Below are 23,076 nucleotides of genomic sequence, written 5' to 3'. Positions count from 1 at the left end.
GTTCCAATGCCAAGCTCAAGCTATGTTTTATTAGGCTAATGCTCAAACGCCTAGCTGTCGGAGCTACCACCTGAAAAGATCTCAAATAGGTTCTATATTGCCATGATTCGTATCATGGTCAGACGACTGGCATGATTTTTAACTGGTTTCGACTTTTAAAACATCCTCTTAGATGAAGTCTGCCGACTTTACTTAAGACGTTTTGCTGTTGACCAAAGGCAATCGATTTCTCAAACAACGCCTGCATTGGACACTGCCTAAAATTGTTACACCTCAACAGTGCGAACGGTGGAGCGATCTAATGCCGATGATAACTTGGGAACTGTGGTTAGCTCGTGATATTGTCTTGGATAACCCTTTACCGTGACAAAAGTCAATCGATAAGTTGACACCCGGAAGGGTTGCCCAAGCTATGGGAGGAGTTTTGACGGCGATTGGAACACCAGCATCACCTCCAAAAACCCGTGGAAAATCACGCCCGCTGGAAAACCGGGCAGCAACGCCAACGTAGAATTAACTATCCTATTGTTAGAAAACGCACTTCTAAGCCGCGCAAACAAACTACTAAGTCGGCTTAGTTAAGGCATTTTTCAGATCTTTAGTTATAACATCTTTAACCCAGCATTGCTGGGTCATTTTTCATGTTTTAGTCTAAACTCCAGGATGTACAGAGCTTATTCAAAAATCAAATAGGATTCCTATATCAGCATACTTTTTCAGTAAAGATATCGCTTGAATAACTGGACGATGAACTTCATTATTTGAACGGAATTCTAGCTTGTTTAAAATTAACGGTAAAATTCGCCGATAATATCCACCATAAGAAGAGCGCATCACCGTATAAACTTTCTCACGGTAAGCATTAAGAGTAGATTTATACTCTTTTACTAAATTCTTGAGAGTCACCTCACTTACCACAGGAAAAATCACATCCTTGATTGTGCCATCAGGTGTTTTCAAAGAAGCTTCTGCCATTTGATATAGTAGATTATTCTTCCCATGAACCCGTTTAAAATCCTGAATAAGTTCTTTATCTACACGTCTTTCTGCGTTGGTACTTATGCGATGCACAATCTGGATGAGTAACTCTACTAAATTATCTATAACTTCTTGACTTCTGAGCCAACAAAAAGCTGTAAATAGCGTGTAGCGGATATGTTATGGGTGACGGCGTAAGTCACGAGGATGTTCAACAACTACTCGACTTTTATAGACTTGGAGAACTTTTGTAGGAATTTTTTTAAATAAATCTGTGGGTAATTCTAATTGCTCAAAAATCTCTAACTTAGCAACTTCTTTTTGAAAACTTTCTACACCAATTCTCCCTGGGTCTGTTTTTAATTCAGCCCATGTTAGTATGGTCACGTCAGTGTTGATTTCTGAGTTGCTCGTGTCATCTAAGTGTTGAGATAATTGGATATCTCCTGGATTATTCAGTTGTTTATCATGATTTACTTGTGTGGTATCATCTAATTCCTGATCTGAAGCTTTCTCTTTCAAAAAATCATCTATCCACTTTTTAGATTGGTTAGATAACTGGGAAGTTATGTCCCTAAAGAATTTAGATTCAAAATTCCTGATAGCAGAGCGAATGATACGCTCTAATCTTAAATCTGTCGGTGGTTCAAGTTTTAAATTGCGTAGTCTTGCAACTGCTGCAAGTTTTAGCTGTTCAAATTTTAATTCATAAATTAGTGCTTGTTCTGCTAACCAATTAGTTAACTCTTTAGCATCACTAACTTTGGTTTCTTGAAATCCAAAGAATTCCCTGATTTGAGCGCGATGATATTTTATGGAGCGTCCTTGCCAATCGTAGTAAGAGTACTTTTGGGGGGAAATATCTAAAAGTTTGGCAACATAATCAACAACGCTTCTGGATATTTCTTGATTATTCTCTGGAAATCTGGCATAAATCTCAAAAAATTTCAGCAATATAGCAAAACCTAGTAGTATTGCTTGATGCTTGTGGTGTGTTGTGTATTTTAAATGACTGAGATTATTTAGATACTCAACTAATGTTTGCTTACTGATAATTTCTATTGACCAACTTCCATACTTTTGCAGTAAAAGTCCGAGGGTCAGTTCATAGGTTTCTCTAGTACTGGGTGCTAGACCAGGACGCTCTAGAAATTCGGTCGTGACAGTGGCTAAAGTTACAGCCGATTTCACAGTGTTTCTGTATTCTCTCGCTTGGTTTTTTATTGATAAATTATATATCTTTTGAGGAGTTAGCTAACAGCTTTTTATGGATACTTTTAAAACTCCCAATAGCGATGAATCCCTTGCTAGTTACGTGTCACGGGTCAGGAAGAAACTTAATTTAACTCAGGAGCGAGTTGGCGGATGCTGCTGGTATACATGGACGCTCTATCGGGAAAATTGAGCGGGGACTTACGGTTAAAATTAATCGTAGGACACTTCAAGGAATAGCCGTCGCGCTTGGCGTGCCTCAAGAATATTTGGATGCTGTGATCAAAAAAGAGGAAGTATCTCAGGTTAGAGGGGTTAAGTTTTGTCCCCAATGTTGGAATCCTGGCGCGGCTGTTGACCCGATGTGGAGTCACGTCAAAGCCAAGTTTTGTTATCTCTGCGGTACACAAATTCGCGCTAATTGCGTGAATTGTGGTGAGTTAATGTTGTCTTGGAGACACCGATTTTGTCCAATTTGTGGCTGTGCTTATAAAACGCCCGTCAAAACCGCTAAAACCCAATGATAAACTCTTTTTCCTCAAACCCAGACTCCACAATACTTTTAGGCTATCTTGCCCCTGGTGACAGCTTCGCTATATCTACGCCCATTAAGCGGCTGATTACCCTCATTTTATTGGTGCAGGGTAGTATATATTCCCTGCACCTTGGTAATAATTAGGAAATAAAGTATTTTTTATATCCACGTAATTAAGCTCTATACTGAAATTACTCCGAAAAATTTTGTAAGTTTTTCAACGCCAATTGTGCTACTTCTTCAGCACGAAGAGATGTGACTTTCTGATACCGTAATGTTGTCTGAATGCTTTCATGTCCCATGAGCGCCCTGAGTTCTTCAATCCCCATTAATCCCACTCGCTCTGTAGCAAAAGTATGCCGTAGGTCGTGAATACGAATTTCTTGGAGTTCTGGAGTTTCCCCAATCAGGTTAGTCCAAGATTTATGCACCATCCGGTATGACAGACGGGAGACAACCAAAGTTTTTGGCTGTTGAGCAGTAAATAGTGCTGAATGGTTGGGGTGTCTATAATATTTAATGTAGTGATTTAGACTAAAAGAAGTTACTTCACTGTAAAAACACCACCGTTGCTTGTTACCTTTCCCAATCACCTGAAATTTCCGGGTTTTGAGGTCTATGTCATCTAAATTTAGAGCCAGTACCTCAGCAATCCTAGCACCACTGGTATGCAACAAACGCACCAACGCAGACATTCGCACATCTGGTTTGATAATTTGATACAGGACACTTAACTGAGTAGGAGTAAGATAACGCACTAATTCATCCGTAGCGTGTTCTCCTTGCTCTCGAATGGGTTTGCGTCTTGCGAGTCCCGCAACTGGATTGGATTTGAGATATCCCATATCAACAGCAAAGTTGAACAAAGCCGTGATTACAGCTTGATGACGGTGGTGGGTAGTATAGGAAACATCAGTTAAATGATTGAGATATTCCACTAAAACTGGTCTGTCGATAATTTCTATTGGCCATCGACCATACTCCTTGAGCAAGGGGATAATCGTAGACTCATAAGAACGCAGAGTACTTTTGGCTAGCCCCGGACGTTCTAAAAACGCGGTGGCTAAAGCAGCTAAAGTCATCATTACGAAGACGAGGTTATTGGCAATTTATTTGAATAAAAGTGTAAATATATAATTATTAATAAATATACTTTTAGATATATTTTGATAGTGATAACAGAACATTCGACGCTTCCCACGGGGGAAGAAGGGCTTGCTAATTACGTCCAGAGATTGCGAGGTCATCTTTCTTTAACCCAAAAAGAGTTGAGTTTCAAAGCGGGGATACATATCCAGACCATCCGCAAAATTGAAGGTGGACAAACTTCTCGGCTCAATCAAAAGGCTAAAGGTGGTCTGGCTTCTGCGTTGGGAATACCACCGGAGTACTTGGATGCGGCGGCGAAGAAAGTCTCTCCAGAAACAATAACTACGTTAAAATTTTGCCCAAAATGTTGGACTCCAGGAACTACCCCTGACCAAATGTGGACTGACTTCCGGTCAAAGTATTGCTTTGCTTGTGGTACAGCCTTGCGGAATCGCTGTGTTAGTTGCAATGAACCAATTATGTCGTTGAAATTTAAATTCTGCCCTTACTGCGGCGCGAATTACAAACAAAATCAAACTACTGCTTGAAATCAAATATACAGGTATTTAATTGGCAACGCGCGAACTTTTATCTCCAGCACAGCGACTACAATTTACTGAAATTCCCGATTCTATCACCACAAGAGATATAGCTCGCTACTATACTTTTAGTAATGACGAACTCAAAATTATCAAAGAGCGTCGTAGACCACACAATCGTCTAGGTTTTGCCGTACAGTTATGTTACCTACGCTTTCCCGGTCGTGTTTGGAGTCTAGGAGAAATAGTACCGGAATCTGTACTATTTTATATTGCATCTCAATTAAAACTTGACCCAGCAATAATAACAGAATATTCCCAAAGGGATACAACTCGACGCGAACATTTAGCAGAAATTAAAAATAATTTTGGATTTCCGACTTTTAATATATCTATATACAAACAACTCTCAAAATGGTTATTACCATTTGCTATATCCTCAGATAAAGGGATGGCACTTGTGGGAGCGTTAATTGATGAGATGCGCTTGCGTAAAATTATTATTCCAGCTATTTCTACAATAGAACGTTTAGCCTGGGAAGTCAGAAATCGCGCTCAAAAATTAGTATGTTTTGAGTTAACTAAAAGTTTAACAACATTACAAAAGACAGCATTGGACAAGTTATTAGTTGTCGAGCCTGATAAAAAGCTAACTGATTTAATTTGGCTGCGTCAACCACCAGGTCAAGCTAATCCGAGAAACTTTTTAAAATTAGTGGAACGACTAGAGTTTATTCGCCATCTCCATTTCGAAAAAGAATGTTTGAAACGAGTACACCAAAATCGTCTGCTGCAATTTACTATAATTGGTACGAAGTCTACACCTGCTCACCTATCTAGGTTGGATGAATTGAGACGCTATGCTATTTTAGTTGCTTTTCTCATTGAATGGAGTGCCTCATTGGTCGATTATGCCATAGGGATGCACGATAAAATGATGAGTAAATTGTTTAATAAAAGTGAGCATCAGCATGGTGATAAGTTTCAACGTGATGGCAAAGCAATTAATGACAAAGTCCGATTGTATGCTCAAGTGGGTAAGGCATTAATTGCAGCTAGAGATGAATCCAATGATGCCTATCTAGCGATTGAATCTGTATTGGATTGGGAGAAATTTATCAGTACTGTTGCTGAAGCTGAAAAGCTAGCCAGACCCGCAGATTTTGATTATCTTGAACTGCTTGATAACCGTTATTCACAGTTACGACGGTATACGCCTAAATTGTTGGAGACCTTTGAATTTAAAGCTACATCTGCTAGTTTACCAGTGATAAAGGCTTTGGAGGTCATTAAAGAATTAAATATATCTGGACGAAGAAATGTGCCGGAATCTGCGGACACTAGTTTTGTTAAACCTCGTTGGTCAAAACACGTAATTAAGGGCGATACTATTGACCGTCACTACTATGAGATGTGTGCTTTAGCTGAGTTACGCAGTGGTTTGCGTTCTGGGGATATTTGGGTAGCAGGGTCGAAGCAGTTCCAAGATTTTGAGGATTATCTGTTAGCAGATAGCGCATGGCAGTCAATGCGTTCTTCTCACACGATACCTGTGGCAGTAGCGACGGATTTTACTACCTATATTGAACAACGTTCACTCGAATTGTCTGAACAATTATCACTTGTTTCTTCTTTAATGGCAGAGAAGAAACTGGTTGATGTCAGGATAGAAAACGAGATGTTAATTATCACTCCTCTCACCAATGCTGTGCCGAAGGAGGTTGATGGATTTAGCAGAAAAGTTCATAGTTTACTGCCAAGAATTAAGTTGACTGATTTGTTAGTAGAAGTTGATTCTTGGACGCAATTCACTAAGCATTTTACGCATTTACATTCGGGAGAACAAGTATCCGATAAAGTTGTTTTGTTAAGTGCTTTGCTTGCTGATGGTATTAATTTAGGTTTAACGCGGATGGAGTCGCGCAACTCAAGGGATGTCCTTTGAGCGTTTAGCATGGGTGGCAGATTGGTATATTCGGGATGAAACTTATTCCAAGGCTTTAGCAGAGGTGGTAAATTTCCACACACAAGTGCCATTTGCTGCTTATTGGGGTGATGGGACAACATCTTCTTTTGATGGTCAACGGTTTAAAGCAGGCGGACATCGCAGTTTTAATGAAGAGATTAATGCCAAGTATGGTAAAGATAGAAGCGTGATTTTTTACACGCATATTTCCGACCAGTATGTTCCGTTTCACGTTAAGGTAATTAACGCCACGATTAGGGTTTCACAAAGGATAGACAAAAATGGACAGCCTTGTTTTGAAATATTCATGGGGCATCACAGACAGTCTATGTAGAAGGCTGTCCATTTTTGTCCAGGTTCAGTCCAAGGGATGCAACTCATGTTTTGGATGGTTTGTTGTATCACGAGAGTGATTTACAGATTCAGGAGCATTATACGGATACAAGCGGTAAAACCCTTGCATGTGTTTGCGATGTGCCATTTATTAGGGTTTAGATTTGCACCTCGAATGCGAGATTTACCTGATAAGAAATTGTATACTTTTGAACCTACTCCTGCTGATTCGGTTTTGGCACCCTTGTTAGGTGACAAGATTAATGTGAAATTGATTCAAGAGTCTTGGGATGAGATTGTCCGCCTTGCTAGTTCAATTCGGACGGGGACGGTGACAGCTTCTTTGATGTTGAGGAAATTAGCGCGTCATACCTCGCCAGAATCGTTTAGCTTTAGCTTTGCGGCAGTTGGGGAGGATTGAGCGGACGCGTGTTTACTTTGGAATGGTTGCAGAGTCCAGAATTGCGGCGACGGGCGACGGCGGGTCTAAACAAGGGTGAGGCAAAACACACCCTGACTCATAGCGGTGTTTTTTAATCGCCTGGGGGAGGTGCGCGATCGCTAGAGATGAAGACCAGTTTTATCGCGCCAGTGGGTTGAATTTGGTCATTGCCGCTATTGTTCTTTGGAATACGGTGTACTTAGAAAAAGCCGTTGATTATTTGAAACAACAGGGAATGGATATTCCTGAAGAATATCTGCAACATTTATCGCCGTTGGGATGGGAGCATATCAATCTCACTGGCGATTATGTTTGGAATTTGAAACAAGCGACTAGTTTTGACAAGTTGCGTCCTTTGCGGGTTAAGGAAAATAAATATCGTTGAAACGATTATATGATATGGGTTTCAGCCAAGCGCGTACAATTTTCCCGTTTTGGCATGGTGATGCCCTGTACTCTGCCTGTTGCTGGATCAATTTTGCCACTAACCCTGTCCAGCCTGTTTGATGACTTGCTCCGATGCCTGCTCCGTTGTCACCCTGAAAGTATTCATAGAATAAAATCAGGTCATGCCAATCCGAATTAGTTTGAAAAGTTTCCGTTCCTCCATAGATCGATCGCCGTCCAGTTTCATCGGTTAAAAATATCCGAATCAATCGCTGTGACAGTTCATTCGCCACTTGCCAAAGTGTCATCATTTGACCCGATCCAGTCGGACATTCCACTTTGAAATCATCACCTAGATAATAATGGTACTTCTGTAAGGACTCGATTATTAGGTAATTTATGGGAAACCACACGGGTCCGCGCCAATTAGAATTACCACCAAAAACATTTGTTGTGCATTCCGCAGGTTCGTAGTCGACTCGATATTCGTTGCCGTTAACTTGTAAAACATAGGGGTTGTTCGCATGGAATTTAGAGAGTGCCCGAATACCGTAAGAGCCAAGAAATTCATTCTCATCTAACATCCTGTGAAGAATGCGCCGTAACTGATTCTGCCCTGCGATCGCCAGCAAAGCTCTCGCTTTTACACTATCTGTTTCTAAACAAACAACATTTTGGGTCAAATCTGGGCGATGCTGAATAAACCATTCGGTACGTCGTTTGAAGTTGGGAAATCGTTCCAGCACTTCTAGTTCTAAAGCAGTAACGGCAAATAACGGTGCTATTCCCACTACTGAGCGAACCTTCATCAAGAAGTGACGACCATCAGGTAGATGCAAGGCATCATAATAAAACCCATCTACCTCATCCCAAAGGGCTAACTCGGCTTCACCGACTCCATCGATGGCATCGGCAATGTAGAGGAAATGTTCAAAAAACTTGCTGGCAATGTCTTCATAGGTTGAATCCTCTTTGGCTAACTCTAGTGCGATCGCTAACATATTCAGGCAGTACATTCCCATCCAACTAGTCCCATCTGCCTGATTGATATATCCCCCATTGGGTAGCGGTGCATTGCGATCAAACACCCCAATATTATCTAATCCTAAAAATCCTCCCTGAAAAACATTTTTACCCTCAATATCTTTGCGATTCACCCACCAAGTAAAATTGAGCAGTAGTTTTTGAAATACTCGCTCTAGAAACGCGCGATCGGTTCGACCGTAAATTTTTCGCTCGATTTGATAGACTCGCAATGCAGCCCAGGCATGAACGGGAGGATTAACATCGCCAAATGCCCATTCATAAGCCGGAATTTGTCCGTTCGGATGCATATACCACTCCCGCATCAAGACACTTAACTGACGTTTGGCAAATTCTGGATCTACCATTGCTAGAGGAATACAGTGAAAAGCTAAATCCCATGCCGCAAACCAAGGATATTCCCATTTATCGGGCATTGAGAGAACGTCATCGTTATAAAGGTGCGTCCAATCATGATTTCTGCCTCGTTTACGCTCTGGTGGCGGTGTTGGAGTTGCTGGATCTCCATTGAGCCAATCATGCACTACATAATGATAGAATTGCTTGTTCCACAACATTCCTGCAAATGCTTGACGCTGGACATTTCGCAGATCTTCAGACAATGAAAAAGGACAAATGCGCTGATAGAATTCATCTGCCTCTTGTTGGCGATCGCGAAAGGTTGTCTCAAATTCCTCTCCAAAGTTGAGAGAAGATTGAGAGTCTTTCAATCTCAGCCGTACCGTTTGCATTTCACCAGGAGCGATGACTAGCTGATAATGAGCCGAGCATTTTGTTCCAGTTTGGCTGGGATTAATCGCTTCTTTACGGTTTTGAATCAGATAATCATTAATGCCATCTTTAACGTAGGGTGAGGAGTTAGCAACTCCAAACAATCGTTCGTAATTTGTCTCATTATTTGTAAACAATAAATTAGGAATCCCCTCACAGTACAACCATCGCGTTCCCAGTGTTGAATGAAACGCTTCAATGACACTGAAATTAGATGTTGTTTGACTGACTTTTAGCCAGAGTTTTTCCTGTCCAACTTTCCAAGCCCAAGTGTTGCGAAACCAAAGTGTTGGTAACAGATGCAGTGTTTTAGTTTCAGTTCCCCGATTAATGACTTTGATCTGAATCAAAATATCTTCAGGGGATGCTTTAGCATACTCAACGAATACATCAAAGTAACGATCTTCGTTAAATATGCCTGTGTCCAGTAGTTCAAATTCAGGATCTTGCTTGCTTCTGCGGCGATTTTCTTCCACTAATTCAGTGTAAGGAAAAGCACAATGCGGGTATTTGTAGAGATACTTCATGTAAGAATGAGTAGGGGTATTGTCTAGATAGAAGTAATACTCTTTGACATCTTCCCCGTGATTGCCTTCATTGCCCGTTAAGCCAAACATCCGCTCTTTGAGGATGGAATCTTCTCCATTCCACAGCGCGATCGCAAAACATAACCGCTGATGAGTATCAGAGATACCTGCAATGCCGTCTTCTCCCCAACGATAGGCACGCGATCGGGCATGGTCATGGGGAAAGTACTCCCAAGCAGTTCCATTCGGGCTGTAATCTTCCCGCACGGTGCCCCATTGTCGTTCGCTTAAATAGGGTCCCCAGCGTTTCCAATAGGCAGTGCGTTCGCGCAGCGTGTGCGAAGCACTCTCGCGATCATCTGCCAATCTTGCTTCTTCTTGAGTCATGACAATTTCTATTGCTCGTGATAATTCCGAATCAGTCCGCCATCGACATAAAAAGTGGCTCCAGTCACATAGTCAGCACCAGAGGACGCCAGGAATGCGACCATTGGCGCAATATCTTCTGGTTTACCTAGCCGTCCGAGGGGAATATTTTGTTTGAGTGAATTCAACTTCACAGGGTCGTTCAGAAGTTTGGTATTAATCGGGGTTTCTATCGCGCCTGGAGCAATATTGTTAATCGTAATTCCCATCGAGCCTAATTCCACTGCTAGATTTCGCATCATCATCTTTACACCGCCTTTGCTAGCGCAGTAGGAGGTGAAGTGGGGAAACGCCATTTCTTCGTGGACGGAACTGATGTTGATAATCTTTCCTGTTTGTTTCGTCTCAATTAGATGCTGTACAAAGGCTTGTGTAGTGAAAAATGTACCTTTGAGATTGATATTGAGTACCAGATCGTAATCAGCCTCAGCAATGTCCCAAAAGTCAGCGTTTTTTCCATCTACCCCAGCATTATTCACCAAAATATCTAGCTTACCAAAGTGCCGAACGCCCTCAGATACAAGCTTACGAATGTCGCTGACAGAGCTTAAATCTGCCTGAACGATATGTCCTTTTTGTCCTGCTGCTTCTACCTTTGCCAGCGTTTCTTTCGCACCGTCTGGGTGAGAGCGGTAATCGATAACGATATCTGCACCTGCTTGCGCCAGGTGTACGGCAATGGCTTGTCCAATTCCCTGACTACTACCTGTGACTAAAGCCACTTTTCCTTGTAAATTTATCATGTCTTCATACATCAGTTATGACTTGTTCGGGTCGTTTGCTATAACGCAAAGCTGCGATCGCTGTTGCATAATCTTTTGACTCGAAGATTGCCGATCCCGCAACGATCGCATTTGCTCCTGCTTCTAACACCTGCCACGTATTGTCTGGCTTCACTCCACCATCCACTTCAATCCACGGATCGAGCTCACATTCATCGCACATCTGACGCAAGCGACGGATCTTTGGTAGCATGGTTGAGATAAAGTGCTGACCGCCAAAACCAGGATTCACTGTCATAATTAAAATGACATCACACAAATCTAGTACCCATTCAATCGCCTCTAGGGGGGTGCTAGGATTGAGTACAACCCCCGCCTGTTTACCCAGTTCTTTGATTTGGGATAGGGTTCGGTGTAGATGAATGGTTGCTCCTGCTTGAACTAAAATACTATCGGCACCCGCTTTAGCAAAGTCAGCGATGTAGCGCTCTGGTTCGACAATCATCAAATGCACATTGAAAGGTTTTACAGTAATCGGTCGGATCGCTTCCACGATTAAAGGACCAATTGTAATGTTAGGCACATAGCGACCATCCATTACATCGACGTGAATCCAGTCCGCTCCCGCTGCATCAACGGCTTGTACTTCTTCTCCCAAGCGACTGAAATCAGCAGACAAGATAGACGCTGCGATCGCGGTTGGTTTAGAGGATTGAATGGATGGCATGATTTAGTTAGGAGTTGATGAAATAGCAGTGGATAACGAACTTGCTGCCGCTCGATCGACCATCCATACCACTTTGCCTTGAGTCGGACGAATGATTTGTGCGGGTAAGCGATCAGGCTGATACTGACCTTCTAAAACAGTCTTTAGCATCGTTGCTTTTTCAGATCCAGCGACGAAAAAGATGACACAGGCTCTGGTTCATCTAGCAATACATCGTGGTCATTAGCTTTCAGAATTAAGGGAATTTTACCTGTAAATTCTCGTGCTCCCGCTTCTAGAAAACCTAGTGGAGCAGCATAAGCATTGCATCCGGCTGCGATCGCTAACTCAAAGTGATAGCGAGGATCGTAAGCGGGTGGATTGGGTGCAAAACTGCGAGCCGGACCGTGTTCAAAGCCTTGATCGACGGGTAGAATCACTAATTTTCCAGTTCCAGCTAGTTTGCCATGATTTAGCAACCGAGTTAGATTAGTCAGCGTTCCAGGATTATCGCTGCCATACCAACTAAGAATTTCTTTCACTCGTTGAGTCATTGTATTTCTCCTAAAAGTATTGCTTGGTAAAACTTTGTCCTCTTTTCCTTTCACCACATATCTTGCCAACAGCTTCGGCAAAACCAATGCACCTGACGATGACCAATGTGCCGCAGGAGTAAGCTAGAACAAAAAGGGCAAACTGTTTCATTGATTGCAGTGCTAGACCGTCGATTGAAGACGGTTCTTGGAGATGTCTGCGGCATTGCTTCCCAAAATGAATTGTTCAACCGCATTGGCAAATCCTTCCTCTTCGTAGGAAGTTGTGACGTATTGAGCCTGCTGTTGCACCTCTGCACTGGCATTGCCCATCGCAATGCTCAATCCACTTCGCTCAAACATCGGTACATCGTTAGGCATATCTCCGATCGTGGCAATCTCCTGTCTGGAAATTCCCAGCAGTTGCGAAAGTCGATCAACAACAGCCCCTTTGTTGGCGCGGGGATGGGTCACGTCTAAATAGTAGGGCTGCGATCGCGCCGCAGACACCTGTTCGCCACCTCCTGAACTGGCTCCTGCCTGACAATGAACGTGCGGGCTGAATGCTTGCCGCACGTCTATTTCGCACTTAGCAACAGCATTTAAGTCATCACTCACACCGACAATTTTGACAACGTTATCGAGTAGATCGTCATAGCTAGAAACAACTGTTGGTGAAAACTTAACCGTCCATTCTTCGCGATCAACGTGAGAACCATGCCGTTCGTGTACGAACCAATCCTTACCGCGATAAATCCAAACATCGAGATGATGAGCGGCGATCGTTTGGATGACTTCTCGAACGATCGCAGTTGGTAAGACATTTTCTTCGATTGTGGAAAAGTCGGGATTGACGAACAAACCGCCGTTAAATGCAGCGATCGGCTCTGTCAGCTTCAGCGCCTCCACGATCGTTTTCATCCCTAATGGCGGACGACCACTAGTAATGGCGAAACGAATGCCCGCATCATGAAGGTTTTGGACTGCTGCACGAGCGCGATCGGTTAGGATTTTCTGTTTTGTTACAAGCGTGCCATCTACATCTGCTAGCAGCAGTGAAATTTTAGGCGATTTGGGAGAACTTACTGGATTCATGATAAAAAGCTTGGTTATTGATTGTTGGCGCTCAATTTATTAGTCTGCATTTAACACAGGATACCGATACCGTTTCACTTTGCCAAAGGTGATTGGGAGGTATTTGACGAGGTTTGCCCAATAGCTAACAATTCTTTGAGTGCCTGTACCGTTTTTTTTCCCAATTCCCATTGGCTGGTTGCACCATTGCTAAAGATCAATTTCATCTGAAGCGTTTGGGGCGGAAGTTGAGCGATCGCGCTGGCAAGTGGAGCAATGTTAAATCGGCTGCTTCCCGCGCTACATGTTACAGACGGAAACGTAGCAGTACCAGCCCAGAAAGGCTCATCAACGCCATCCCAAAAAGCGTCGTTGCCCCAATACGTGTCGGGATCCCAAAAGCCTAATCCCGGAATCGTGGTGGAACTTTGAACAACTTTTTGATAGCTGGAGGTTTCTTTTATTGGTTGATTGATTGTGACCAAGGGTTGATTCTTGTTAAGCAGCACCATTGTAGTTAAGGAGGCATCAGAGCCAACTAGAGAGTTGTCAGGTACACAATACCGTACCCCTAGCAAAAGGCTATCCTTGGTCGGATTTTTGCTCCAAAGAGTTGACACACCAAGAGCAGGTTTACTCCCTCTATAGTCATGATCTCTCACCGCATAGATTGAACCAGTGTGGAATACCTTGCTATAAGGAGCATTTTTGATTGAAGTTGCTGTGGTAATCGTGTCTTCGGCTCGCGTTAGTTGGGAAGTTGCTATCGTACTGCAAATGGTTAGAAAACTAATGTTGACAATGCCCCATTTATGTTTACTCAACATTGTGCTTCTCCGTTGAACCGCTAATTGATTTCTGATTTTTATTAATCACTTGATCGCCATTGCCGACCATCGCGCCAGAGCAGTTCGTCAGCATCTTTCGGTCCCCAACTTCCTGCCGCATAGTTGGGAAACTCTCTTGCTGGTAATGCGCCCCAAACATCCAAAATTGGGGTAACTACACTCCAACCGAGTTCCACGTTGTCCGATCGCTGGAAGAGTGTAGCATCGCCGATCGCGCAGTCATAGAGTAAGGTTTCGTAACCCGTACTGGGGGTTGTGCCAAAATAGTCGGCGTAGCAGAAGTCCATATTCACAGATCCCATTCGCACGGTTGGACCGGGAATTTTTGCCCCAAACTGAAAGCTAATGCCTTCATCGGGTTGAATGCGGAGAACGAGAACATTCGGTGTCAGGCGATCAATCGACGTGTCTTGAAACAGAAGGGAAGGAACTTGCTTGAATTGAACCGCAATCTCAGTCACTCGCTTGGGTAAACGTTTACCTGTTCGTAAATAAAATGGCACATTTGCCCATCGCCAATTATCGATGGTTAGCTTTAAGGCAGCATAGGTTTCGGTATTAGAGTCTGAAGCAACACGCGGTTCCGATCGATAGGCGGGTACGGGTTTTCCATCAACTGTACTTTCGCCATACTGCCCGCGCACTGTATGCGTCAGAACAGTTTCAGCCGTTAAGGGTTGAACCGCCTTCAGCAACTTTGACTTTTCATCGCGCACTGCATCGGCATTGAAAGAAACAGGGGGTTCCATCGCAATCATGGTCAACAGTTGAAACAAGTGATTCTGCACCATATCGCGCACTGCACCCGTTCCTTCATAAAAATTGCCCCTGCTTTCAACTCCCACCGTTTCTGCCACTGTAATCTGCACGTGGTCGATATTGTTACGATTCCAGATTGGCTCAAACAGTCCATTCCCAAAGCGAAATACTAAAATATTTTGGACGGTTTCTTTACCCAAATAATGATCGATGCGATAAATCTGGTTTTCCTTTAACACGCTACCGATCTGTTTATTTAACGTGCGAGCAGAATCTAGATCGCGTCCGAATGGTTTCTCGATAATGACGCGCCGCCACTGTTTGTCGTCTTCACGTAACAGTCCTACTGAACCAAGCTGCGTGATGATGTCGCAAAAGAAGTTAGAGGCGGTTGCTAGATAGAATAAGTAATTCCCTTGCGTGCCACAGGCAGAATCTACTTGAGTCAATAAATTCTGCAACTGATGGTAGGTTTTAGCATCCTGAAACTCGCCAGAAAGATAGTAGAGTCGCTGTTCAAACTGCTGCCAGAGGCGATCGTCAACAGCAACCGTGGCAAATTCGTGAATATCTTGATTGAGTTTGCTGCGAAAGTCGTTTTGGCTCATTGGAGTGTGAGCAACCCCAACGATCGCAAACTCCTGCGGTAGCAAATTGCTACGTGCCAGATTGTAAAGTGCAGGCAACAGTAAACGCTTGGTTAAATCTCCGGCAGCACCAAAGATAACGATCGCAAAAGGTTCAGCAGGACGAATCGAGGTTTTCGCCTGAGATTGAAATGTAGGTGCGATCGTCATGATGAAATCTCCGCGTGTTCTTCAATGTGTCCGCCGAACTGATAGCGCATCGCAGAAAGTAACTTACTCGAAAATTCGTCTTCCCCTCTGGAACTAAACCGTTGATAGAGAGCGGCACTCAGCACGGGTGCAGGTGTGCCTTCATCGATCGCCGCCGTAATCGTCCAGCGTCCTTCTCCAGAATCAGACACCCGACCTGTAAAGGTAGAAAGCTGAGGATCTTTAAGCAGGGCGATCGCAGTTAAATCCAGCAGCCAGGAGGCAATGACGCTACCCCGTCGCCAAACCTCAGCAACATCCGGCAAATTGAAATCATATTGGTAATGTTCTGGATCGCGGAGCGGAGTCGATTCGGCACTAGCAGCGCGTTGTTGTTTACCTACATTGGCATGATGCAGGATATTCAATCCTTCTGCATAAGCTGCCATGATACCGTATTCGATGCCATTATGTACCATCTTGACGAAGTGCCCCGCGCCATTGGATCCACAGTGCAAATAGCCTTGTTCGGCTGTACCACCCACTTTGTCTCGACCGGATGTGCGAGAAATATCACCTTGTCCGGGAGCTAATGTTTGAAGAATCGGATCGAGATGTTTTACGGCAGTTTCCGATCCGCCGATCATCATGCAGTAGCCTCGTTCTAGCCCCCACACTCCGCCACTGGTTCCGATATCGACATAGTGAATCCCACGTGCTTCTAGAGCTTTTGCTCGACGAATATCATCAATGTAGTAAGAGTTGCCACCGTCAATTAAGATATCCCCCGAATCTAGTTTGGCAGCCAACTCCATTACCATATCTTCGGTCGGATCTCCAGCAGGTACCATCAGCCAGATGGCACGAGGCTTATCGAGCTTCTGCACGAAATCATCCAAATTAGACGCGCCGATCGCTCCTTCTGAAGCAAGCTGCTTTACTTTCTCTGGCGTGCGATTGAACACGACGCACTCATGATTGTTTCGCAGCAGTCGCCGGACAATATTTGCGCCCATGCGCCCTAAACCAATAACACCAAGTTGCATTGTTTTTTCTCCAATATGGTTCTCAGTTGTGGAGTACAGACTGTTGACAAATAAGGCTAATTGTGAAATAGCAGGATTCAAGCATCTCTGACCAACTGCCTTATCTGTACAAAGTTGCTTACAGAATTTGCTTGATCGCAGTTTTTAAAGTAGCTAAACCAGCACGAACATCTTTGCCTAGATGAATTCGCAGCGCTCGACGATCGCGCTCGGCTAAAACCTGAAAATCGCCCCGTGCTTGAGCCGCTTTCACCACGCCAAAGGTGTATTTCTGCTGGGGAACGGAAATATCCGTGGCATCATCGCAGGTGATTTGCAGAAACACACCACTATTAGGACCGCCTTTGTATGCTTGTCCTGTGGAATGCAAGAAACGAGGACCAAAGCCCAGACAGGTAGCAACTTGCTTGGCATCCCGAATTTGTTCTCGAATGGCTTGCAGTTGCACTTGATGCTCGTCATTGCTCTCGATATAGGCAAGCAGTGCCAAATAATCACCTGCTTGTAATCGATTCAAGTGGGCGTGTAAATAATCGACTAGCAAAGCAGATTTGCCGACAGTTTTTGTCAGAATCGCTGCATTTTTCGGATCGGTGAATAATTGAATTCCATCTGCTGTAAAGATTGGGCTTTCTGGTGGTAGTTTTCCAGTTTTCTCATATTCAGCCGTTAACTGACGGGTAACAATCTTGCTGGCTTCTACATCCGGTTGGTTAAAAGCATTGATGCCAATGATAGAACCTGCTACAGCAGTCGCAATTTCCCATCGGAAGAACTCTTGACCGATTTGGTAGGGATCGGCGATCGCAATCCGAACCACAGGTTGTCCTGCTTGTTCTAATGCTGCAACAGCAGCGTCTTGAGTCGAGTCGGGAGCGAAATCTAGACGGATGTAAGCAAAAACGCGATCGCTGCCATAAACATCTGGATTTCCTAGCGGTTCTTGATCGATTGGAATTAATCCCTTGCCATCTTTGCCTGTAGACTCTGCCAACAGTTGCTCTAGCCATGCGCCTAAGTCTGCAATTCCTGGAGAGGTAATTAGCGTTACTTTGTCTCTTCCCCCTTTTGCCAGCACGCCTAGAATATTTCCCAAGACAACGCCAGGGTTTTCTTTTGCTGCAACCGATGATGCACAGGAATGCACCATTTCTTCAGCCGTATCTAGAAATTTGGCGACATCCACTCCAATTGCTGCTGCTGGAACCATACCGAAGTTGGAAAGGGCAGAATAGCGACCGCCAATACCAGGTACGCCAAAGAAAATTCGGTGAAAGTCGTCTCCTTCGGCAATGTGTTGCATCTTGGAGCCAGGATCGGTAATGGCAATGAAGCGATTACCTGCGGATTCTGCACCCAAGATTTGCTGCACGCGATCGAAGAAGTATTGTTTGAAAATATTTGGCTCTAACGTGCTGCCAGACTTGCTCGATACGATAAACAATGTTCGAGTGAGGTCGATTTGGCTTTCAATCGCTTTAATCTGAGCCGGATCGGTGGAATCGAGTACCAGCAGTTCGGGAAAGCCTTTTGTTTTGCCAAAGGTTAGCTTCATCACCTCTGGACAGAGGGAAGATCCCCCCATTCCTAAAAGTAAGACGTGAGTGAATTCTAGGTCTTTCACTTCTTGTGCCAATTGTTTTAAGCGATCAATATGTGCGAGTTGGTCTTCAGTAATACCGAGCCAACCCAACCATTTGTTTTCATCTACCCCTGTCCATAAAGTTGCATCCTGCGCCCATAGGCGGCGAATCTTGCCGTTCTGCTGCCAATCGTCGAGAGAGTCTTGAACGGCGGTATTCAGTGCATCAGGTAATTTGTAGGTTAAGCGATCAAGCTTTCCACCAAGAATTGCTGTCCGCTTCTTCTCAACCGCACTCAATAATTGGTCAAAGGCATTGATGAAAAGTTGTACCCCTTCTGTCAATAATCGGTCTGTAGTCTGCTGCAAGGAGATTCCCGCTTGCTGTAGGTTTAATAATGTTGATCGCGCATCGTCAAGCCCTTCAGTCAAACTAGACTTTGGCTTTCCCCGATCACGAAAAGCAGCAAGTGTGGCTGGCGGAATTGTATTAACAGTGTCGGAACCAATCAATTCTTCAACATACAGCACGTCGCTATATTGAGGGTTTTTCGTTCCCGTGCTTGCCCACAGCAACCGTTGAGTTTGTGCGCCTTGACTTGATAATTTCTGCCATCGGCTCGATTGATAAATATCCTGATAACTCTTGTAAGCAAGTTTAGCGTTGGCGATCGCAACTTTGCCTAATAAGCCTTTGAGTAAATTACGTTGACCTGCATCTGTAGAAGTTTTGAGTCGATCTGTAATCTGATTATCGACAGCGGTATCAATCCGACTGACAAAGAAACTAGCGACACTAGCAATGCTACGGATATCTCCACCTTTTGCTGCTAGTGACTCTAATCCAGTGATATAAGCATTGACGACCTGCTCGTATACATCTTGAGCAAACAGTAATGTTACGTTGATATTAATGCCTTCGCTAATTAGTTGTTGAATCGCTGGAATTCCCGCTGGTGTCGCAGGCACTTTAATCATCAAGTTAGGGCGATCAACTTCCTGCCAGAGGCGGCGTGCTTCTGAGATAGTTTGCTCGGTGTCATTTGCTAAGTAGGGGGACACTTCTAGACTAATGTAGCCATCGCGTTTGTTGGTTTGCTTGTAAATCGGCTTTAAATGGTCTGCGCTTGCTTGAATATCCGCAATAGCAAATGTCTCGTACAGCGATATAACATCGCGATCCTGACTTTGTTCGATCGTGGTTAAAGTTGTATCGTAATCAGTGCTGCCTGCGATCGCTTTCTCAAAAATAGAAGGATTCGAGGTGACACCCCGCACACCATCATCAATTAACTGTTGCAGTTCGCCACTAGTAATTAAATTGCGACGAATATAGTCCAACCAGACAGACTGTCCGTAGGATTGTAACGCTTGTAAAGGATTCTTTGTCTGTGACGCTTTTACAGTAACCATCAGTTCACATCCTTGTTAAATTAACTAAAAGTTTGTTTCGTACTAGCCCCGCTTTGAATCGCCTTCAGGCTCCCGGTAAGGGCTCATTCTCCAAATCCTCTCTAAGCTTTCAATTTGCTGGCGACGATAAGTATCTGCCTGTTGCTCGGGTTGCTTCTGATACCAGCGTCTGATACAAATGCAAGCAATTAATAAAAGGAGTAAGAGAATCCCCCCATTACGCATCTGGTTTTCTGACTGCACTCTAGTGCTTTGACTCGATTGCTGAGTCATCAGATTGACAGATTGGTGGGATGCAATATTAGTGGATACGGGGAAGTCCATAAAATCAGACTACTTGTTGGAGATAGATTGAGTATCAGTCTGTTAGTTGAGCTTTTGTGGCTGCAATAATTTTGTCAGGGGTAAAACCGAACTTCCGTTGCAGTTCTTTGAGCGGTGCTGAGGCACCAAACGTATGCATAACAATACGGGCACCTCTCGAACCTACATACTCACCCCAGCCAAACGTCGATGCTTGCTCCACACATACACGGGCAGTAATTGAGGGCGGAATTACACTCTCGCGGTAGTCCTGGCTTTGCTGCTCAAACAACTCCCACGATGGCATACTCACAACCCGCGCTTTAATTCCTTCTGTTTTGAGTTGTTCATATGCCTGAATGCAGAGAGACACTTCACTTCCAGTCGCTAACAGCAGCACATCTGGTTTGCCATCTTTAGCATCCGCCAAGACATAGGCACCCTTTGCTAAACCCGATGCGGTAGCATACTGAGTGCGATCAAGCGTAGGTAATGCCTGTCGAGACAGTACCAGTACGACAGGTTGATGCTGCAACTGCATAATCGTTCGCCATGCTTCCACGACTTCGTTAGCATCGGCAGGTCGTAGGGTAATTAGTCCTGGAATCGCTCGTAAAGATGCTAACTGTTCGACGGGTTGATGAGTCGGTCCATCTTCACCCACCCCGATCGAGTCATGCGTGAAGATGTAAATTACGGGAATTTCCATCAGCGCACTGAGTCGAATGGATGGACGGCAGTAGTCACTAAAGATGAAGAATCCAGAGCCATAAGGACGCACTTTGCTAAGGGAGAGTCCGTTGAGAATTGCCGCCATTGCGTGTTCGCGGATGCCAAAGTGAAAGTTACGTCCAGAGCGATCGCGTTCGCTAAAATCTCCCGCACCATCAAAGGTGAGCCGTGTTTTGGTTGAGGGAGTCAGATCGGCAGAGCCACCAATCAGCCAAGGAATCTGTTGGGCGATCGCATTGAGGACTTTTGCAGATGCATCACGTCCGGATAGTCCTTTAGCATCCGCAGCAAAGGTCGGGAGGCTACTATCCCAATTGTCAGGCAACTGGCGATGCTGCATCTTGTAGAGTTGGTCTGCCAGTTCTGGATACTTGGCATTGTACTCATCAAAGGTCTGCATCCACTCCTGACGCAGGCTATGTCCTCGTTGCCCTAGGTGCTTCTGAAAGTGTTCTTGAACGCCATTGGGTACTAAAAACTTAGCATCTTCTGCCCAGCCGTAATTGCGTTTTGTTAAGCGGATTTCATCTTCTCCTAACGGTTCGCCGTGAGCGGCGCTGGTATCGTGTTTGTGCGGTGCGCCATACCCGATATGGCTATCAACAATAATCAGTGTGGGGCGATCGCGTGTCTGCTGAAAGGTTTGAAACGCCCGTTCTAACATCTCTAGCTCGTTGGCATCGCTGACCCGAATTATGTTCCAACCATAGGCTAAAAAGCGAGTGCCTACGTCATCGCTAAAGGTGAGATCGGTATGCCCTTCAATCGTGATGTGGTTATTGTCATAAATCCAGCAGAGGTTAGCCAGCTTGAGATGCCCCGCAATAGAGGCGGCTTCGTTGGAAATACCTTCCATCATGCAGCCATCGCCACACAGAGCATAGACGTTGTAGTTAAATAACTCGAAGCTAGGACGATTGAAGTGTTGTGCCATCCACTGTCCGGCGATCGCCATGCCAACGCTGGTTGCCACGCCCTGTCCTAACGGTCCTGTAGTGGTTTCAACGCCAGAAGTCCAGCGATATTCAGGATGCCCAGGACATTTGCTGTCAAGTTGACGGAAGTGTTTAATATCATCGAGCGTGACTGAGGGTTCACCTAATTGCTCGTATTTAGCATTGACTGCTTTAACACCAGTTAAGTGCAATAACGAATACAGCAGCATGGAGGCATGACCGTTCGAGAGTACGAAGCGATCGCGGTTTGCCCAGATGGGATCGTCGGGATCGAACCGTAAAAATCGTTGCCATAAACAGTAAGCAACAGGAGCCAGTGCCATCGGAGTGCCTGGATGTCCAGAGTTTGCCTGTTGCACGGCATCCATTGATAAAGTCCGAATCGTGTTAATGCAAAGCTCATCGAGTTGTGTTTGGTTCGCAATTTGAGTTGGAGCAATCACTGCTTTTTCTCCTTATAGTCGTAAGCTGCAATTAATAAACGACGGATCGGAATGATTCTTAAACTATATTCTTCAATTCATTTGAGTTTAACCAGGTAAGTTAGTCTCGTTAACAAGAAGTTAGGGAGACTCATTATAATGGGATAGGTTCATGCAAGAGACATTTTTTACGAGCAAACAAGCGGCTGAAATCACAGGCTGTACCCTGCGTCAGCTCCAGTACTGGCGAGAGAAGGGGGATTCACAAACAATAGACACTCATTGACAGCCTTTTTTTAAAGATCCGCATGGGCCCAACGATACCCTCAGATGAAGGCTGTCCATTTTTGTCCACGTTCATTCCAAGGGTAATTGTTCCTGTTATCAGTGAAACGGGAACTGGACGTAGTATTTATTACTCAAAAGTCAATTTGGTGGAATTGGCTGTGATGGTATATTTATTGTCTGCGGGGTTGAGTTTTGATTTGGCTGGTGAAACGGTCAAAACCCTGAAAGACAAGGAGCCGGAGTTGTTTAAATCTGGTCAGGGAAAGCGTTTTATGCTGTGCTGGAATGAAAAAGAGCGATCGCTTTCTCTAGTAGAATTTGACAGGGAAAGAGCGATCGCATCTTTGGATGAAGGTAAGCCTGTGATTCCTGTGTGGTTCGATGTTATTTATCAGAAGTTAGCAAGCAAGTTGGTAAGGTAGCGATCGCATCTTTAGATGAAGGTAAACCTGTTATTCCAGTGTGGTTAGACGTGATTTATCAGCAGTTGATGAATACGTTGGCAGGTTACTGACATAGAATTTTTCACTTTCCAAGCGATCGTGCTTTGATGCCAAGCTTCATAGAATTTAGGGCGAGTCCTTCCCTAGACAAATGGGGACAGGCTTCATCAAAAATAGTCGTGGGTAATTGCGGATCTACAAAACAAGCCTGTCCCCATTTGTCG

Annotated in this window: 18 protein-coding genes and 2 pseudogenes; 7 read left to right on the top strand and 13 right to left on the bottom strand. The window is 44.4% G+C overall.

What is annotated here, in order from left to right:
- Positions 1 to 208: 208 nt before the first annotated feature.
- On the top strand, positions 209 to 367 hold the full coding sequence (locus PI95_RS36285; protein WP_236117237.1) for a hypothetical protein: 159 nt from the start codon (positions 209 to 211) through the stop codon (positions 365 to 367).
- Positions 368 to 702: 335 nt separating this feature from the next.
- On the opposite strand, the pseudogene PI95_RS28345 reads toward PI95_RS36285, so the two are convergent.
- Positions 703 to 2,040: pseudogene (locus PI95_RS28345) on the bottom strand (DUF4158 domain-containing protein); the annotation flags it as partial.
- 296 nt (positions 2,041 to 2,336) lie between these two features.
- On the opposite strand from PI95_RS28345, the gene PI95_RS28340 reads away from it, so the two are divergent.
- Positions 2,337 to 2,714: a double zinc ribbon domain-containing protein gene (locus PI95_RS28340; RefSeq protein ID WP_236117236.1), complete on the top strand. Its 378-nt coding sequence runs from the start codon at positions 2,337 to 2,339 to the stop codon at positions 2,712 to 2,714.
- A gap of 202 nt (positions 2,715 to 2,916) precedes the next feature.
- On the opposite strand, the gene PI95_RS28335 is transcribed toward PI95_RS28340, so the two are convergent.
- Positions 2,917 to 3,810, bottom strand: a complete 894-nt coding sequence (locus PI95_RS28335; RefSeq protein ID WP_039744332.1) for a tyrosine-type recombinase/integrase — start codon at positions 3,808 to 3,810, stop codon at positions 2,917 to 2,919.
- 84 nt (positions 3,811 to 3,894) lie between these two features.
- On the opposite strand from PI95_RS28335, the gene PI95_RS28330 reads away from it, so the two are divergent.
- Together PI95_RS28330 and PI95_RS37550 are read left to right on the top strand one after the other, a co-directional pair.
- Entirely contained in the window at positions 3,895 to 4,362 is a 468-nt protein-coding gene (locus PI95_RS28330) for a double zinc ribbon domain-containing protein (protein WP_039744425.1), read from the top strand.
- 22 nt (positions 4,363 to 4,384) lie between these two features.
- A pseudogene (locus PI95_RS37550) lies at positions 4,385 to 7,479 on the top strand (Tn3 family transposase).
- Here the strand turns inward: PI95_RS37550 and PI95_RS28315 are convergent.
- From PI95_RS28315 to tkt, 11 genes are all read right to left on the bottom strand, one after another.
- Positions 7,457 to 10,210, bottom strand: coding sequence for an MGH1-like glycoside hydrolase domain-containing protein (locus PI95_RS28315; RefSeq protein WP_039744327.1), 2,754 nt, complete (start codon positions 10,208 to 10,210; stop codon positions 7,457 to 7,459). The pseudogene PI95_RS37550 and the gene PI95_RS28315 overlap by 23 nt on opposite strands.
- Before the next feature lie 8 nt (positions 10,211 to 10,218).
- Positions 10,219 to 10,989 (bottom strand): glucose 1-dehydrogenase, encoded by a 771-nt coding sequence (locus PI95_RS28310; protein ID WP_039744423.1) that lies wholly within the window; start codon positions 10,987 to 10,989, stop codon positions 10,219 to 10,221.
- Between the two features lie 7 nt (positions 10,990 to 10,996).
- Entirely contained in the window at positions 10,997 to 11,698 is a 702-nt protein-coding gene (gene rpe / locus PI95_RS28305; protein WP_039744325.1) for a ribulose-phosphate 3-epimerase, read from the bottom strand.
- Between the two features lie 3 nt (positions 11,699 to 11,701).
- Positions 11,702 to 11,848, bottom strand: coding sequence for a hypothetical protein (locus tag PI95_RS28300; protein WP_163519278.1), 147 nt, complete (start codon positions 11,846 to 11,848; stop codon positions 11,702 to 11,704).
- The gene (locus PI95_RS28295; protein WP_236117233.1) at positions 11,842 to 12,231 is read right to left on the bottom strand and encodes a beta/alpha barrel domain-containing protein; all 390 of its coding nucleotides are present in this window, start codon (positions 12,229 to 12,231) and stop codon (positions 11,842 to 11,844) included. Before PI95_RS28295 ends, PI95_RS28300 begins: the two co-directional genes overlap by 7 nt.
- Positions 12,232 to 12,393: 162 nt before the next feature.
- Positions 12,394 to 13,305, bottom strand: a complete 912-nt coding sequence (locus PI95_RS28290) for a Cof-type HAD-IIB family hydrolase (RefSeq protein ID WP_052324931.1) — start codon at positions 13,303 to 13,305, stop codon at positions 12,394 to 12,396.
- Positions 13,306 to 13,379: 74 nt separating this feature from the next.
- Complete coding sequence (locus PI95_RS28285) at positions 13,380 to 14,111, bottom strand: hypothetical protein (RefSeq protein WP_039744323.1); 732 nt, start codon at positions 14,109 to 14,111, stop codon at positions 13,380 to 13,382.
- 41 nt (positions 14,112 to 14,152) lie between these two features.
- Entirely contained in the window at positions 14,153 to 15,688 is a 1,536-nt protein-coding gene (gene zwf / locus PI95_RS28280) for a glucose-6-phosphate dehydrogenase (RefSeq protein ID WP_163519277.1), read from the bottom strand.
- A complete protein-coding gene (gene gnd, locus PI95_RS28275; protein WP_039744415.1) occupies positions 15,685 to 16,713 on the bottom strand; it encodes a phosphogluconate dehydrogenase (NAD(+)-dependent, decarboxylating) in 1,029 nt (342 codons plus the stop codon). The genes zwf and gnd overlap by 4 nt, the downstream gene beginning before the upstream one ends.
- A gap of 118 nt (positions 16,714 to 16,831) precedes the next feature.
- Positions 16,832 to 19,708, bottom strand: coding sequence for a bifunctional transaldolase/phosoglucose isomerase (locus tag PI95_RS28270; protein ID WP_039744321.1), 2,877 nt, complete (start codon positions 19,706 to 19,708; stop codon positions 16,832 to 16,834).
- 358 nt (positions 19,709 to 20,066) lie between these two features.
- A complete protein-coding gene (gene tkt, locus PI95_RS28265; RefSeq protein ID WP_373695723.1) occupies positions 20,067 to 22,142 on the bottom strand; it encodes a transketolase in 2,076 nt (691 codons plus the stop codon).
- A gap of 151 nt (positions 22,143 to 22,293) precedes the next feature.
- Here tkt and PI95_RS28260 point away from each other — a divergent pair, with 151 nt between their 5' ends.
- Genes PI95_RS28260 through PI95_RS28250 form a run of 3 tightly spaced genes read left to right on the top strand, consistent with a single transcriptional unit; the run spans position 22,294 to position 22,923 of the window.
- Positions 22,294 to 22,407 (top strand): MerR family transcriptional regulator, encoded by a 114-nt coding sequence (locus PI95_RS28260; protein ID WP_373695722.1) that lies wholly within the window; start codon positions 22,294 to 22,296, stop codon positions 22,405 to 22,407.
- 22 nt (positions 22,408 to 22,429) lie between these two features.
- On the top strand, positions 22,430 to 22,831 hold the full coding sequence (locus PI95_RS28255) for a MerR family transcriptional regulator (RefSeq protein ID WP_052324930.1): 402 nt from the start codon (positions 22,430 to 22,432) through the stop codon (positions 22,829 to 22,831).
- Complete coding sequence (locus PI95_RS28250) at positions 22,783 to 22,923, top strand: hypothetical protein (RefSeq protein ID WP_236117232.1); 141 nt, start codon at positions 22,783 to 22,785, stop codon at positions 22,921 to 22,923. The genes PI95_RS28255 and PI95_RS28250 overlap by 49 nt, the downstream gene beginning before the upstream one ends.
- Positions 22,924 to 23,076 lie beyond the last annotated feature (153 nt).

The sequence above is a fragment of the Hassallia byssoidea VB512170 genome, from assembly GCF_000817785.2.
Lineage (GTDB): Bacteria > Cyanobacteriota > Cyanobacteriia > Cyanobacteriales > Nostocaceae > Hassallia > Hassallia carrinoi.
This window is presented reverse-complemented; position numbering and strand designations above follow the sequence as displayed.

Bases quoted from the DNA above. Each gene is read 5' to 3' on its own strand.
- PI95_RS28335 (WP_039744332.1), bottom strand. From the start codon at position 3,810: ATGATGACTTTAGCTGCTTTAGCCACCGCGTTTTTAGAACGTCCGGGG.
- PI95_RS28315 (WP_039744327.1), bottom strand. From the start codon at position 10,210: ATGACTCAAGAAGAAGCAAGATTGGCAGATGATCGCGAGAGTGCTTCG.
- rpe (WP_039744325.1), bottom strand. From the start codon at position 11,698: ATGCCATCCATTCAATCCTCTAAACCAACCGCGATCGCAGCGTCTATC.
- PI95_RS28300 (WP_163519278.1), bottom strand. From the start codon at position 11,848: ATGCTAAAGACTGTTTTAGAAGGTCAGTATCAGCCTGATCGCTTACCC.
- PI95_RS28295 (WP_236117233.1), bottom strand. From the start codon at position 12,231: ATGACTCAACGAGTGAAAGAAATTCTTAGTTGGTATGGCAGCGATAAT.
- PI95_RS28290 (WP_052324931.1), bottom strand. From the start codon at position 13,305: ATGAATCCAGTAAGTTCTCCCAAATCGCCTAAAATTTCACTGCTGCTA.
- PI95_RS28285 (WP_039744323.1), bottom strand. From the start codon at position 14,111: ATGTTGAGTAAACATAAATGGGGCATTGTCAACATTAGTTTTCTAACC.
- zwf (WP_163519277.1), bottom strand. From the start codon at position 15,688: ATGACGATCGCACCTACATTTCAATCTCAGGCGAAAACCTCGATTCGT.
- gnd (WP_039744415.1), bottom strand. From the start codon at position 16,713: ATGCAACTTGGTGTTATTGGTTTAGGGCGCATGGGCGCAAATATTGTC.
- PI95_RS28270 (WP_039744321.1), bottom strand. From the start codon at position 19,708: ATGGTTACTGTAAAAGCGTCACAGACAAAGAATCCTTTACAAGCGTTA.
- PI95_RS28260 (WP_373695722.1), top strand. From the start codon at position 22,294: ATGCAAGAGACATTTTTTACGAGCAAACAAGCGGCTGAAATCACAGGC.
- PI95_RS28255 (WP_052324930.1), top strand. From the start codon at position 22,430: ATGGGCCCAACGATACCCTCAGATGAAGGCTGTCCATTTTTGTCCACG.